The organism is Pseudonocardia sp. D17 (genome assembly GCF_036984265.1).
Classification (GTDB): domain Bacteria; phylum Actinomycetota; class Actinomycetes; order Mycobacteriales; family Pseudonocardiaceae; genus Pseudonocardia; species Pseudonocardia benzenivorans.
The window spans coordinates 12,781-24,686 of the sequence record NZ_BPRG01000198.1 but is presented as its reverse complement, the minus strand read 5'-3'; the positions used below and the strand labels follow the sequence as shown (position 1 = coordinate 24,686).

The window sequence follows — 11,906 nt, the reverse complement described above, 5'->3', positions numbered from 1 at the left end:
GCGTCTCCTTCGCGTGCTCCGAGCGCCCCGAGAGTGTCTCATGTGAAATGCTGTCGTTTGAAAACGTCAGGTTTCGGGGAGGGATCGCGGCATGGGAGACCCTACGGCGCAGGTCAGCCTCGCGCTACTGCTTGCGCAGGCCGAGCGATACGCGACCGACCGGCTCGACGACGTGCTGCGGGCGACCGGGTTGACCGTCGACCAGTACCGGGTGCTGCTCCAGCTGGCCGACGGTCACGGGCACTCGATGACCGAGGTCGCAGAGCAGGCGGTGCTCTCGCCCGCGACCCTGACCAGGGTCGTCGACCGGCTCAGCCAGCTGAACCTCCTGCACCGCCGGATCGACCCGGTCGATCGGCGGCGCGCCCTGCTCTACATGTCCCACCGCGGCGAGCCGCTGCTGCGGCAGATCATCAACGAGGAGGGGGCACTCCAGGAGGAGCTGGAGGCACGGCTCGGGGTCGTGGACTACAACCACCTCCTCGACACCCTCCAGACCATGATCTCGGCCTCCGCCACCGCGTCGGCCGGCCGATGACGCGGGACCTCCCCGAACCGGCCGCCGCCCGGCCGACAAGTTGGTCGTTCCGGGTGAAAACAAACCATATGAAATGAAATGTGGTCCACGGGCGGTCTAGGGTCCTCCGCACGACGCCGGGCCGCCCGGCATCCCGCACGCCGACGTGGAGGAGTGACTCGCCGATGCATGGACCACACGACGTAGGTGGCCGCGACGGCCTCGGCCCGGTGATCGAGGTCTTCAAGGATCCCGACCAGCCGCCGTTCCGGTACGCCTTCGAGGGCCGGATGCACGCCCTCACCGCGATGGCGATCGCGGGCGGCGCCTTCAACCTCGACGAGCAGCGGCACGGTATCGAGCTGATGCCGTGGGCGCACTACACCGACTCGAACTACTACGAGCACTGGCTCTACTCGGTCGAGAAGCTGCTCAACGACAAGGGAATCATCACCCACGAGGAGATCGACGAGCGGGTCCGCACCCAGCCCGCCGGCTCGTTCGCCGCGAACCCGCCGAAGCCCGAGACCCTGAGCCCGCTCGCCGACAAGATGATGGGCGTCCTGTGGGCCGGCACCCCGCACAACGTCGACACCGACCAGGAGCCCCGGTTCGCACCTGGTGACACGGTTCGCGTCCGCAACATCAACGTCGCATCGCACAACCGACTGCCGGGCTACCTCAACCGGGCGGTCGGGGTCGTCCACTGGCACCACGGGGCGCACCACGATCCGGCCGCCAGCGCGCACCGCCAGGTCGACGAGCCCAACCACCTCTACACCGTCCGGTTCGACAAGGCCGATCTGTGGGGTTCCGAGGTCGCGGACGGGCAGGGCGACTTCCACCTCTACGCCGACCTGTTCGAGAGCTACCTCGACCCCGCCGACGCCTGACCGGCCTCACCGAAGCGAGAGAGACAACCATGACTACTCCCGAGAAGCTCGAGAGCGGCAAGCTGAGCTGGATGTCCCTCGACGACGTCGAGGCCCGCGTCCGGGCACTGGAGTCACTGCTCGTCGAGCGTGGCCTTGCCGAGTCCGCGGCCGTCGACGCGGTCGTGAACGCGTTCGAGAACGACATGGGGCCGATGAACGGCGCCAAGGTCGTCGCCCGCGCGTGGACCGAGCCCGACTTCAAGGAGTGGCTCCTGCGGGACGCCACCTCGGCCATCGGGTCGATGGGCTTCACCGGCCTGCAGAGCGAGCACCTGCTGGCGGTCGAGAACACCGACGACGTGCACAACGTCATCGTCTGCACGCTCTGCTCCTGCTATCCGTGGACGCTGCTGGGAATCCCGCCGGCCTGGTTCAAGTACCCGCAGTACCGAGCGCGGGTCGTGAAGGAGCCGCGCGAGGTGCTGAAGGAGTTCGGCGTCGAGCTCGGCCCGGAGGTCCGGATCGACGTCTGGGACACGAGCGCCGAGCTGCGCTACCTGGTGCTGCCCCAGCGCCCGGCCGGCACCGAGGGCTGGAGCGCCGAGCAGCTCGCCGAGATCGTCAGCCGTGACTCCATGGTCGGCGTCGCACTCGTGAGCGTGCCCTCATGACCGCCTCGATCACGGTCCCCGACCTCGAGGGCGTCGCGGCGATCCCGCGCTCGAACGGCGAGCCGACCTTCGACGCGCCGTGGCAGAGTCGGGCGTTCGGCATGGTCGTGAGCCTGCACGAGCAGGGGCTCTACCCCTGGGACGAGTTCAAGACCCTGCTGATCGACGAGATCGAGCGCAGCGGCATCACCGACACCTGCGACCCGGCGGTGTACTACCGGCAGTTCACCGGCGCGTTCTTCCGCCTGCTCGAGGCCCGGGGCATCCTCTCGGCCGAGGACCTGGAGGCGCGCACCGACGAGGAGAAGCGGCTGCTCGCCCACGAGGACGAGCACTCCGACGACCACGGCCACGGCCACGGGCACGGGCACTGACCGCGGACTCCCTTCGAGACGAACTCGGCCGACGTCCTGCGGACGCCGGCCGAGTTCGCTCGTTCCCGCGGTCAGCGGACCCCGGCGGCACGCGCACGCAGGTCCCGGTGGATCGCGTCGTAGGCGGGGACCTCCGGCAGCAACGACTTGCGGACCTTCGTCACCGCGCTGTAGTTCGCGTCGACGACGTTGGCGATCGGCGTCAGGGAGATCTGGGTCAGCAGCTGATAGGCGTCGAGGTGGTCGATCCCGTGCAGCTCGCCGAGCCAGTGGACCATCTCCACCTGCCCGATCCGCCACGCGTCCTCGAGCGGGCGCGACGAGCCGACGGTCATGATGAACTCGTCGTTCTCGAGCCTCGGCCAGGCCGGCGCACGCCCCTTGATCAGCTCGACGATCAGCGTCGAGTCCATCGCACCCTCGATCGCCGTCCCACAGCTCTCCCCCTCGCCCTGCCGGTAGTGGCCGTCGCCGATCGAGAAGAGCGCGCCCGGCACGTTGACCGGCAGGTACACGGTGACCCCCGCCCGCATCTCGGGCGTGTCCATGTTGCCCCCGAAGTTGTCGGGCGTCAGCGACGTCCGGACCTCCCGCAACGGCGGCGCGACGCCGACGGTCCCGAGCATCGGCTCCAACGGCAGCTCGACCGAGAACGGTTCGCGGCCTGCCACCGGGCGCTGGGCCTCGAACAAGGCCACGTTCCGCGTGCGATCGACCTGGTAGATCCAGGTCAGCTCGGGCAGGGGTTCCTGCAGCAGTCGCGTGCGATCGGTGCTCGTCAGACCGCCGAAGAACGGGATCGTCGTCGACGCGGCCCAGTCCCGGGCCGGGGTCAGGTCGACGATGTGCAGGACCAGCGTGTCGCCGGGTTCTGCCCCTTCCACGTAGAACGGTCCGGTCTGCGGGTTCAGGTAGCGCGTGTCGAGCAGTTCGGTCGGGCGGTCCGTCGCACGCTGGAGAACTCCTCCGAAGGCGTCCTCGCTCCACAGTCGCAGGACGTCGCCCGGCTCGACCTTCCGGACGGGAGCCACGCCACCGAACGTGAAGACGTAGTCCGACGCGGTGGGCCGGAACTCGATGTCAGCCATCAAAACCTCTTCTCATTAAGTTTCATCTGAAATGATATCTTGAGGTCAAGCTAGAGGGAAGATAGAGTAAGCCCAGTTCACAGCCACCTTGAGCGCGATCCGCAGAACCTTCCAAGTGCTGGCTGTCTCGTTCAGTTCACACTCCGCGAGAAGGGACCCGCTATGGGAGAGAAGACTGCACTCACGGTGTCGGTAGGCCTGTGGGGAGCGATCTCCACCTGGCTGACGGCGACGATCCTGCCGCTGCCCGTGTGGGTCGTCTTCCTCGCGTGGGCGTGCGCGTTCCTGGTGGGGAGCGGCATCCGGGGCGCGGCCCTGTCGGCACTGGCCAACCTGGTTGGCATCGCGGTCGCGACCGCGACCCTGCTTCTGGTGACGGCGGCCGGCGGCGGCACACTCGTGCTGGGGATCGGCGTCGGGCTCGGTAGCGCCCTGATGATCGCCCTGTCCCGAATCCCGTTGCTCGCCGCCGCTCCGGCCATCGTTGTCGGGTTCGCGATCACGGTCGCCACGATGGTTGCCACCGACGTGCCGATCACGCGCGCAGGCGCCGATCACCCCGCCCTGGTCGCGGCGGCCGCCGTGGTGACGGGAGCCGTGTTCGCCGTCCTGTCGGGACGCACCGCCGCGCTGCTCACCGCGCGCCGTCGAGGGACGGACCCGGTCGGCGAAGCGGCTGCGTGACGGGTCTCCATCGCCGGCCCAGGTGACCTCGGCCGCACGTCGGCCGCACGGGAACGACACACTCCTCGCCGGCTCGACGAGACATCGGCCCCGGCGGTTTCGCCGCCGACCGACCTGGCCGGACCTGCCGCGGGCCGTCCCGCCGAATCCCCGGGTGAGCGTCGTCGGCGCCGGCAGCCCGGCGCCGCGCGATCAGATCCGAGCGCCATGTCGCGCAGCGGGATCCGCGAATGCCGCTGACCACCGGAGCACCCTGGCCGTCCGGACGAGTCGGGCCGCGTCGGCTCTCGTTGACGACCATCGACGCGGCCGGCGACGCGATATCGCACGATGCCCGAGTCGGGCGGCGGCGCCACGCGCGGCAGCGCGCCAGGAGCAGCGCGGAGGTGTGGCCGCGCCCCGACCCGCCCGCCCGGGGCGGTTCATCAGCACCCTGACGTCGGTCCGTTCGGCGCCGACGGGCGTCGCCGCACGACCGCCGCGGGCACCGGTGTCGGACACGCCCTGGCCCCGAACCGGCCGATCCCTGCCTCCGAGCCGAGAGCCGCGACGACGCCGCGGTCCCCTTCAGGCGGCGCCGGTATGCGCCGCCGGAGGCCCGTCCGCGCGTCAGGCCGGGTCCGTGGCCTCGGCAGGCCTGCCGACGCAGGTGCTCGACCAGCGTCTTGCGCGGCGGGTTGAACACGTCGATCTCATCGCAGCGGGTATCGCGGGTCCGGGCGCCGTGCGGCACCCACGGCGGGATCACGGCGACATCACCGGCGCGCATCACGCGCACCTCGCCGTCGAGCTCGAACTCGAACTCGCCGTCGAGCACGATGACGATCTGCTCCTCTTCGTGCTGGTGAACCGGGGCCTCGGTGTTCGGTTCGAAGTGCACGAAGTTCGTCATCATCTGTTCGCCGAGAACCGGACGGAACGCCAGTCCGGGCACGAACTCGACCGGCTCGATCGCCCTGGCGTCGACGTAGCGGCCGGGAGCAGTGGGGACGCCTCCGGACTCGCTGCTCGAGACCGTCGGCCTGGACCCGGACCTCGCCACCCGCAGACCGCTGCAGCTCTCGGGCGGCCAGCGCCAGCGGGTCAACATCGCCCGGGCCCTGGCGACCGAGCCCAAGGTGATCATCGCCGACGAGCCCACCTCGGCGCTGGACGTCTCACTGCGTGGCCAGATCCTCAACCTCCTGCGCAGGCTGCAGCGGGAGCAGGACCTCTCCTACATCTTCATCAGCCACGACCTGGGCGTGGTCAGCCAGATCAGCGACCTCGTGGCCGTCATGTATCTGGGCCGGATCGCCGAGACGGCTCCTCGCGCGGAGATCTACGCGCGCCCCAGGCACCCCTACCCCCGGGCGCTGCTCGGGGCTGCCGCCACACCGGACCCGCGGCGGGGCAGGGTGGCGCCCATTCCGGGCGAGCCGCCCAGCCCGGCCGACCCGCCGTCGGGGTGCGGCTTTCACCCGCGTTGCCCCGAAGCACTGCCGTCGTGTGCGCAGAACGAGGTCTTCCTGGAGCCGGCCGGCCCGGGTCATCTCGTGTCGTGCCCCGTCGTCCTGTCCCGGGTCGAACGCGAGAGCTCAACCGTCTGAAGCCGGTCGTGCCGACGATGTCCACCACCCTTGTCGCCTCGTCGGTCTCGACCCGGGAGGCCGCCGTCCCCCTTCGACCCGCCGGGTCCCGTTCGCGGGTCGCCGGGACGGCGAGGACCTGACGATCTGCTGACGATCGGTGGCCCGCACGGGATCGGGTGCCGCGCCAGGTCGCCCGGGGCGCTCGACAGGAGCACCATGGTGCCGCGATGACCTCGATCCCACGTCCGGCCCGATCCGCGCCCGTCCGCTGCGCCGCGGGAGGTACGACGGCGCCGGGGGCGCGGACGCGTGTCCTGGTGGTCGACGACGACGGCCGGATCCGGCAGGCCCTCTCCCTGGCGCTTGACGACGAGGGTTTCGCGGTGTCGACGGCGTCCTCCGGTGAGGAGGCCATGACGCTGCTGGCCCGCGATCCGGTCGACACCGTCCTGCTCGACCTGATGCTGCCGGGCACCGACGGGCTCACCGTGTGCCGGCGGCTGCGGGCACGGGGTGATCTGCCGATCATCATCGTCACGGCGCGGTCGGAGTCCGCCGAGGTCATCGCCGGTCTCGAAGCGGGCGCCGACGACTACGTGACCAAGCCGGTGGTCGCCGGGGAGCTCGCCGCCCGGATCAGGGCGCTGGTGCGGCGCCGGCGCCCGGACACCGCGGCCGCCACGCTCACGATCGGCGACGTCGAGGTCCGCCCGGACGAGGGCGTCGTCCGTTGTCACCGCGACGGCGGGACGGCCGACGTCCATCTGACCAGAACGGAGTTCCGGCTCCTCGTCGAGCTGGCCGTGGCGGGAGGCAAGGTCGTCACGCGCGAGGACCTGCTGCGGCGCGTCTGGGACTACGACTACCTCGGCGACACCCGGCTCCTCGACGTCCACATCCGGCGGCTGCGCTGCAAGATCGAACGCGACCCCGACCACCCGGCGCTGGTCCTCACCGTCCGCGGCTCCGGCTACCGGGCCGCCGTCCGAGCCGATGCCGACGGTTAGCCCACGGCGGGCCGGCCTGCTGCAGCGCCAGCTCCCCATGACCTGGAGGGTGGCCATCGCCTTCGCGGCGATGTCGATGGCGATCACGGGGCTGCTCGCGGTCGTGACCTGGCACCTCGCGTCGAGCTACCTGCTGAGCAGGCGCGAGCAGGGCGCCACCACCCAGGCGGCGGTCGACGCCCACCTCGTGCAGGAGGTGCTCCGCGACCCACGCAGGAACGGGCCCGTCGACCTCATCCAGGGACTCGCGGGTGGCGGTGACGTGACCGTCGCCCTGCGTCGGCAGGGGACGTGGACCGTCAGCGGACCGGCTCAGGACGTGCCGGCCCTCCCCGCCGAGCTGCTCGCACTGGCGGGGTCCGGGACCCCCGCCCGGCAGCGTGTCGTGGCCGCCGGACAGCCGGTTCTCGCGGTCGCGTTGCCCGTCGAGGGTGGCGTCTACGTCGAGGTCGCGCCGCTCTCGGGTCTCGACAGCTCGCTCCGGTTCCTGAGCGCCGTGCTGGCGGCGGGCGTCGGCGTCAGTGGGCTGCTCGGTCTCGGCCTGGGCAGCTGGGCCGGGCGACGCGCCCTGCGTCCCCTGACGGAGCTGCGGGACGCGGCCGCTCGGATGGCCGCCGGCGACCTCGACGCCCGGCTCCCCGAACAGGACGACGCCGACCTCGCGCCGCTCGCGGCCACCTTCAACCGAACGGCGGACGACCTCCAGTGGCGGGTCCGGCGTGATGCCCGGTTCGCCGGGGACGTGAGCCACGAGCTGCGTTCGCCGCTGACCACGCTGGTCAACGCCGTCGCGATCCTCCGTCGCCGACGCGACGAGCTGACCCCGACCGCACAGCAGGCGGTGGATCTCCTCGACGCCGACGTGCACCGCTTCCGCACGATGGTGGGCGACCTGCTCGAGATCTCCCGGGACGAGCGGATCGACGAGAGCGACCTGGAGGAGTGCGACATGGTGGACGTGGTCACCCATGCCGTCGGCGCCCGACCGGGGATCGTCGTGGACGTCGCGACGACGCCGCCCAAGGTCCTCGCCGACCGCCGCAGGCTCGACCGGGTCGTCGAGAACCTGCTGGACAACGCGGCGTACCACGGGGGCGGCGCCGTCCGGGTCGGGGTGTCGCCCTCCTCCGACGGAGTCCGGGTGGAGGTCGACGACGCCGGTCCGGGAATCCCGGTGGAGCTGCGCAAGGAGGTGTTCGAGCGGTTCTCCCGCGGCGGCATCGCCGGGCGTCGCGAGGACACGGGCGGCACGGGGCTCGGCCTCGCGCTGGTCGCCCGGCACGTCCGCGCGCACCACGGCCGCGTGCGCATCGAGGAGAGCCCGTTCGGTGGCGCCCGCGTCGTCGTCGAGATCCCGCGGGGCACGACGTGAGACCCCGTCGGCGTGCCGTCGCGGTGGTGCTCCTGCTGGTCGGGCTGCTCACCGGCTGCGGCGTCGCCACCCAGGACCATCCCGAGCCCGTCGACCGGTCGGTGATCCCGCCGGTGCCGACCCCCACCGTCGCCGTGCTGCCCGACCCTGGTTCTCCCGCGGTGCCGCCGCCCCCGACCACGACTCCCCCGGTCAGTCCCCCGGTCTCCCCGACCCGGTAGCCGGCTCGCGGACGTCTCCCCGTGGGGGCGCCGAACCACCGCCGGTGCCGGCGTCGGGGCCGTTCCCGGACGAGGTGTCGGACTCGAGGAGTGGCGAGCGGGCGAGCAGGAGCGTCCCCACACCCACGAGGACGGCGCCGATCACGCCCGCGGCCAGGAAACCGCCACCGCGAGCCTGTTCGCCGAACACGGCGAGTCCCCAGGCCACCGACACGGCCGGATTCGTCAGGGTGAAACCGGGCTGCGACGCGACGAGCGTGCCGCTCTCGAGCGCGTTCTGCAGGAGGAAGAACGACACCGGGCCGACGACCGCCACGGCGTAGGTCTGCCACGTCGTGAACAGGCCGTCGCCGCGACTCACGGCCGCACCCACACCCGCGATGAGCGACGAGTTCAACCCGAACGCCGCGCCCGTGGCCACACCGAGGAAAGCGGCACGACGGCCCTGTCGAGCGCGCAGGCCCAGTACGACCAGGGCGACGATCCCGGCTGCCGTGAGCGCGATCCCCAACGCCCACGTCGCACCCGGCACCGTGCCCGGGTCCCCGCCCGACGGCGCCAGACAGCCCACGAGCATGCCCAGGCCGACGGACTGCAACCCGATCGCGGTCCAGTCCCGCCTGCCCAGGCGCAGGCCGAACATCCACGACGCCGCCAGCAGCGTGAAGGGCAGCTCGATCACCAGCACGGGCTGGACCAGCGCGATCCGTGAGACCGAGATCGACACCGCGTGCAGCACGAAGCCACCGAGCATCGCGAGGATGCCGAGGAGCCACGCCGGCCGACGGATCAGATCCAGCATCAGCTGCGCGGAGAACGACCGCGACTCCGGCTCGTCCCGGGCCGCACGGCGCTGCAGCACCGACGCCGTCGCGTTCAGCGCTGCGGCGACGAGCATGAGCACGATTCCGAGCACGCAGTACCTACCCCTCTATCCCGGTCGGGCCGCGGGCGCCCGGCCCCCTCTCCGTACCCGGGCGCGCGGACCGGGATGCGCCCGCACGGCGCACGTCACCCGGCGCGGTCCCGGGCGACGAACGCGAGGTCGTCCCGTTCCCGCGCGGGCGACGTCGAGGCGGGCCGGCGAGTACGAGCCGCCGTCACTGGCCGACCTTCACCCCCGGGAAACCCTGCGCGTACTGGATCGGCCGCGACGACCGAGCACCGACCCGGTCGCGGATCCCTCCGGCCTCCCGGTGACCGACCGGCAGGACGACGCGTCCCGTCGTCGCGGCCAGCATCAGCGCGCTCGCGGTGTACCAGGCGATGACCGCGGACGCGACGAGCACGATCGCGCCGACGGTCACCAGCACCGGAGCGGCCACCGTCATCCCGATCGCCAGCAGGGTGGAGCCGGCGGCCAGCGTCAACAGCACCAGGGCGAGGGCGATGTTCTCCGCGAGTGCGGCGACGAACCCGGTCCACGTGACGGCCGCGAGACCGATGAACCAGAAGCCGAAGGCGACCCTGGCATCGGTGCTGCCGGAGGTCCCGGGCGCGATGTGCAGACCGACGAGCAGCGTGTAGAGGCCGTAGCCGATCCAGAACGATCCCCAGGCCCCGTGGATCCCCGTCGCCAGTGCGTCACGGGCGCGGTAGGACCACATCGCGGCCAGGAGCTGGGCGACTCCCCCGAACGCGAAGGCGAACGGGAACAACACCAGTGGCGTGGTCGTCTCGTTGCCGAACCAGCCCGCGAGGTTGGCCGCGACCATGAACGTCGACACGGCGAACCCGAACAGCCCCAGGATCGACGGGGCCGCGACGGGTTGCAGCGTTATCGTCGTGTGCTCTCGCCAGAACGCGTAGTCATCGGTACCGGGATGGTCGTGGGTACGCGGACCGGACTTCTCCGGGCTGCCGTTGTGTCCGAGGGCAGCGGCGTGGGTTGTCATCTGATCACTCCACATGGTGGTGCGAGGGATGCACGGGACCGGACGGTTCCGCACGGACACATGAGCCGGGCGAGGTTCAGGCGCGGCGCGAGCGACGCCGGACCCCAGGTCCGGCGGCGCTCCTGCCGGAGGCGAGGGCGCAGGACAGACCGAGGGCGGCGCCGCACGTCGCCACACCGACCGCCGCTCCGACGGCGCTGCCCAGCACCGCGCAGAGGATCGTCACCATCGATCCCGTCACGAAGAGCGCCACGGTCCACTTCGGCTGCCACCGTTGCTCCCAATGTCGTCGCGACCCGGCCATCGCCGCCGCGAAACCGGTGTCGGCGGAGAGGTCGCGCTCGATCTGCTCGAGTGCGTTCCGCTCCCGTTCGCTCAACATCTGTCCTCCCTCCCTTGCGGTTGGTCGTCTGCTGTCCCTGGCCTACCCGGTTCGCGCCCGCAGAACTGGCACCGCGGCGTTCGTCAGGGGATGGGAAGGTCGGGGTCACGCGGTGCGGTACCGCTCGAGATCCTGGGTCCTGACCCGGAGGCCGAGGCCGGCGCGTGACCGGTCGGGACGCAGCGAACCACCGGGCTCGGGTTCGAGGACACCGTCGAAGGCGATGCGCTCGATCCGCTCGTGGTCGTGGAAGTACTCGAGGTGGCGCAGGTGCCAGACCGCCGTGCCGGCGTGCGCCGACACCTGCGGCGCGCAGTGCAACGAGAGGTCGAGGCACCTGGCGTCACACAGGGCGGCGACCCGCTGCAGCGCGGTGAGGCCACCGCACCGGGTGACGTCGGCCTGCAGGCAGTCGACCGCCTCGGCGGAGAGCATGCGGTGGAAGTACGGCAGGTCGTAGCCGTACTCCCCCGCGGCGACGTCCATCCCGCCCGGACCGCGGTCGCGCAGCAACCGCAAACCGTCGAGGTCGTCGGAGCTGACCGGTTCCTCCAGCCAGCGGACGTCGTCGTCGGCGAGCCGGTCGGCCCAGCCGAGCGCCTGCTTGCGGGTCCACGCACCGTTGGCGTCGACGAAGAGCTCGACGTCGTCGCCGATCGCGCGGCGGGCGACCCGCACCCGGTCCTGGTCCTCGTCCGGCCGGCGGCCGACCTTCATCTTCACCCGCGGGATGCCGGCGTCGACCCAGCCGCGCAGCTGCTCGGCGAGCCGACGGTCGTCGTAGGAGGTGAACCCGCCGCTGCCGTAGATCGGCGTCGCCTCGTGGACCGCGCCGAGGGCCGTCGAGAGCGGCATCGACTGCAGCCGGGCGTGCAGGTCCCACAACGCGATGTCGGCCGCCGAGATCGCCTCGGCGACCAGCCCGGGACCTCCGAGGTTGCGCACGGCGTGCCGCATCGCGGCCCAGGACGCGGCCGGGGTGGCGGCGTCCCGGCCGCGGACGACGCCGGCGAGCGTCCCGGTGACCACACCGACCGCGGCCGGTCCGGCGTAGGTGTAGCCGATTCCGGTGTGCCCGCCGCCATGGGCGCGCACGAGGACGAAGGTCGTGGAGTCCCAGCTCATGGTGGCGTCGGACTCCGGTCCGTCGGTGGGGATCGTGTAGGCGGCCGCCTCGAGCCGCTCCACGACGGGATTTTCGCTGTTGGGGGCGGTGTCGCGCACTCCTTCGGCCTACCCCGCCCGCTCG

Annotated in this window: 15 protein-coding genes; 9 read left to right on the top strand and 6 right to left on the bottom strand. The window is 71.6% G+C overall.

Annotation, left to right across the window (positions count from 1 at the left end; all coding sequences use genetic code 11):
• Positions 1–91: 91 nt before the first annotated feature.
• The 4 genes from PSD17_RS26275 (at position 92) to PSD17_RS26260 (ending at position 2,437) form a co-directional block, all read left to right on the top strand.
• A complete protein-coding gene (locus tag PSD17_RS26275) occupies positions 92–538 on the top strand; it encodes a MarR family winged helix-turn-helix transcriptional regulator (RefSeq protein ID WP_103380943.1) in 447 nt (148 codons plus the stop codon).
• 164 nt (positions 539–702) lie between these two features.
• Complete coding sequence (gene nthB, locus PSD17_RS26270) at positions 703–1,410, top strand: nitrile hydratase subunit beta (RefSeq protein WP_339125006.1); 708 nt, start codon at positions 703–705, stop codon at positions 1,408–1,410.
• Positions 1,411–1,439: 29 nt separating this feature from the next.
• Entirely contained in the window at positions 1,440–2,063 is a 624-nt protein-coding gene (gene nthA, locus PSD17_RS26265) for a nitrile hydratase subunit alpha (protein WP_013678016.1), read from the top strand.
• Positions 2,060–2,437 carry a nitrile hydratase accessory protein gene (locus PSD17_RS26260; protein WP_103380942.1) on the top strand — a complete coding sequence of 126 codons (378 nt, stop codon included), beginning with the start codon at positions 2,060–2,062 and terminating at the stop codon, positions 2,435–2,437. The genes nthA and PSD17_RS26260 overlap by 4 nt, the downstream gene beginning before the upstream one ends.
• 71 nt (positions 2,438–2,508) lie before the next feature.
• On the opposite strand, the gene PSD17_RS26255 is transcribed toward PSD17_RS26260, so the two are convergent.
• The gene (locus PSD17_RS26255; protein ID WP_013678018.1) at positions 2,509–3,525 is read right to left on the bottom strand and encodes an acetamidase/formamidase family protein; all 1,017 of its coding nucleotides are present in this window, start codon (positions 3,523–3,525) and stop codon (positions 2,509–2,511) included.
• A 162-nt stretch (positions 3,526–3,687) separates the two neighbouring features.
• Here PSD17_RS26255 and PSD17_RS26250 point away from each other — a divergent pair, with 162 nt between their 5' ends.
• A complete protein-coding gene (locus PSD17_RS26250) occupies positions 3,688–4,209 on the top strand; it encodes a DUF1097 domain-containing protein (RefSeq protein WP_013678019.1) in 522 nt (173 codons plus the stop codon).
• On the opposite strand, the gene PSD17_RS26245 is transcribed toward PSD17_RS26250, so the two are convergent.
• Positions 4,160–5,143, bottom strand: coding sequence for a cupin domain-containing protein (locus tag PSD17_RS26245; protein WP_339125005.1), 984 nt, complete (start codon positions 5,141–5,143; stop codon positions 4,160–4,162). The genes PSD17_RS26250 and PSD17_RS26245 overlap by 50 nt on opposite strands.
• Before the next feature lie 49 nt (positions 5,144–5,192).
• Here PSD17_RS26245 and PSD17_RS26240 point away from each other — a divergent pair, with 49 nt between their 5' ends.
• From PSD17_RS26240 to PSD17_RS26225, 4 genes are all read left to right on the top strand, one after another.
• Positions 5,193–5,798: an ABC transporter ATP-binding protein gene (locus PSD17_RS26240; RefSeq protein ID WP_339125004.1), complete on the top strand. Its 606-nt coding sequence runs from the start codon at positions 5,193–5,195 to the stop codon at positions 5,796–5,798.
• 209 nt (positions 5,799–6,007) lie between these two features.
• The gene (locus PSD17_RS26235) at positions 6,008–6,787 is read left to right on the top strand and encodes a response regulator transcription factor (protein WP_339125003.1); all 780 of its coding nucleotides are present in this window, start codon (positions 6,008–6,010) and stop codon (positions 6,785–6,787) included.
• A 49-nt stretch (positions 6,788–6,836) separates the two neighbouring features.
• Positions 6,837–8,159 (top strand): sensor histidine kinase, encoded by a 1,323-nt coding sequence (locus tag PSD17_RS26230; protein ID WP_339125002.1) that lies wholly within the window; start codon positions 6,837–6,839, stop codon positions 8,157–8,159.
• A complete protein-coding gene (locus tag PSD17_RS26225) occupies positions 8,156–8,380 on the top strand; it encodes a hypothetical protein (RefSeq protein WP_339125001.1) in 225 nt (74 codons plus the stop codon). Before PSD17_RS26230 ends, PSD17_RS26225 begins: the two co-directional genes overlap by 4 nt.
• Here PSD17_RS26225 and PSD17_RS26220 read toward each other — a convergent pair.
• The 4 genes from PSD17_RS26220 to PSD17_RS26205 all read right to left on the bottom strand — a co-directional run bounded on the left by PSD17_RS26220 (position 8,352) and on the right by PSD17_RS26205 (position 11,845).
• Positions 8,352–9,296 (bottom strand): DMT family transporter, encoded by a 945-nt coding sequence (locus tag PSD17_RS26220; RefSeq protein WP_339125000.1) that lies wholly within the window; start codon positions 9,294–9,296, stop codon positions 8,352–8,354. The two genes, PSD17_RS26225 and PSD17_RS26220, sit on opposite strands and share 29 nt — an antisense overlap.
• A 184-nt stretch (positions 9,297–9,480) precedes the next feature.
• On the bottom strand, positions 9,481–10,275 hold the full coding sequence (locus PSD17_RS26215; RefSeq protein WP_339124999.1) for an acetate uptake transporter family protein: 795 nt from the start codon (positions 10,273–10,275) through the stop codon (positions 9,481–9,483).
• 76 nt (positions 10,276–10,351) lie between these two features.
• Positions 10,352–10,657 carry a DUF3040 domain-containing protein gene (locus PSD17_RS26210; protein ID WP_339124998.1) on the bottom strand — a complete coding sequence of 102 codons (306 nt, stop codon included), beginning with the start codon at positions 10,655–10,657 and terminating at the stop codon, positions 10,352–10,354.
• A gap of 105 nt (positions 10,658–10,762) precedes the next feature.
• A complete protein-coding gene (locus tag PSD17_RS26205; RefSeq protein WP_233899207.1) occupies positions 10,763–11,845 on the bottom strand; it encodes an enolase C-terminal domain-like protein in 1,083 nt (360 codons plus the stop codon).
• Positions 11,846–11,906: the final 61 nt, after the last annotated feature.

Bases quoted from the DNA above. Each gene is read 5' to 3' on its own strand.
- nthB (WP_339125006.1), top strand. From the start codon at position 703: ATGCATGGACCACACGACGTAGGTGGCCGCGACGGCCTCGGCCCGGTG.
- PSD17_RS26250 (WP_013678019.1), top strand. From the start codon at position 3,688: ATGGGAGAGAAGACTGCACTCACGGTGTCGGTAGGCCTGTGGGGAGCG.
- PSD17_RS26275 (WP_103380943.1), top strand. From the start codon at position 92: ATGGGAGACCCTACGGCGCAGGTCAGCCTCGCGCTACTGCTTGCGCAG.
- PSD17_RS26255 (WP_013678018.1), bottom strand. From the start codon at position 3,525: ATGGCTGACATCGAGTTCCGGCCCACCGCGTCGGACTACGTCTTCACG.
- nthA (WP_013678016.1), top strand. From the start codon at position 1,440: ATGACTACTCCCGAGAAGCTCGAGAGCGGCAAGCTGAGCTGGATGTCC.
- PSD17_RS26260 (WP_103380942.1), top strand. From the start codon at position 2,060: ATGACCGCCTCGATCACGGTCCCCGACCTCGAGGGCGTCGCGGCGATC.
- PSD17_RS26235 (WP_339125003.1), top strand. From the start codon at position 6,008: ATGACCTCGATCCCACGTCCGGCCCGATCCGCGCCCGTCCGCTGCGCC.
- PSD17_RS26215 (WP_339124999.1), bottom strand. From the start codon at position 10,275: ATGACAACCCACGCCGCTGCCCTCGGACACAACGGCAGCCCGGAGAAG.
- PSD17_RS26210 (WP_339124998.1), bottom strand. From the start codon at position 10,657: ATGTTGAGCGAACGGGAGCGGAACGCACTCGAGCAGATCGAGCGCGAC.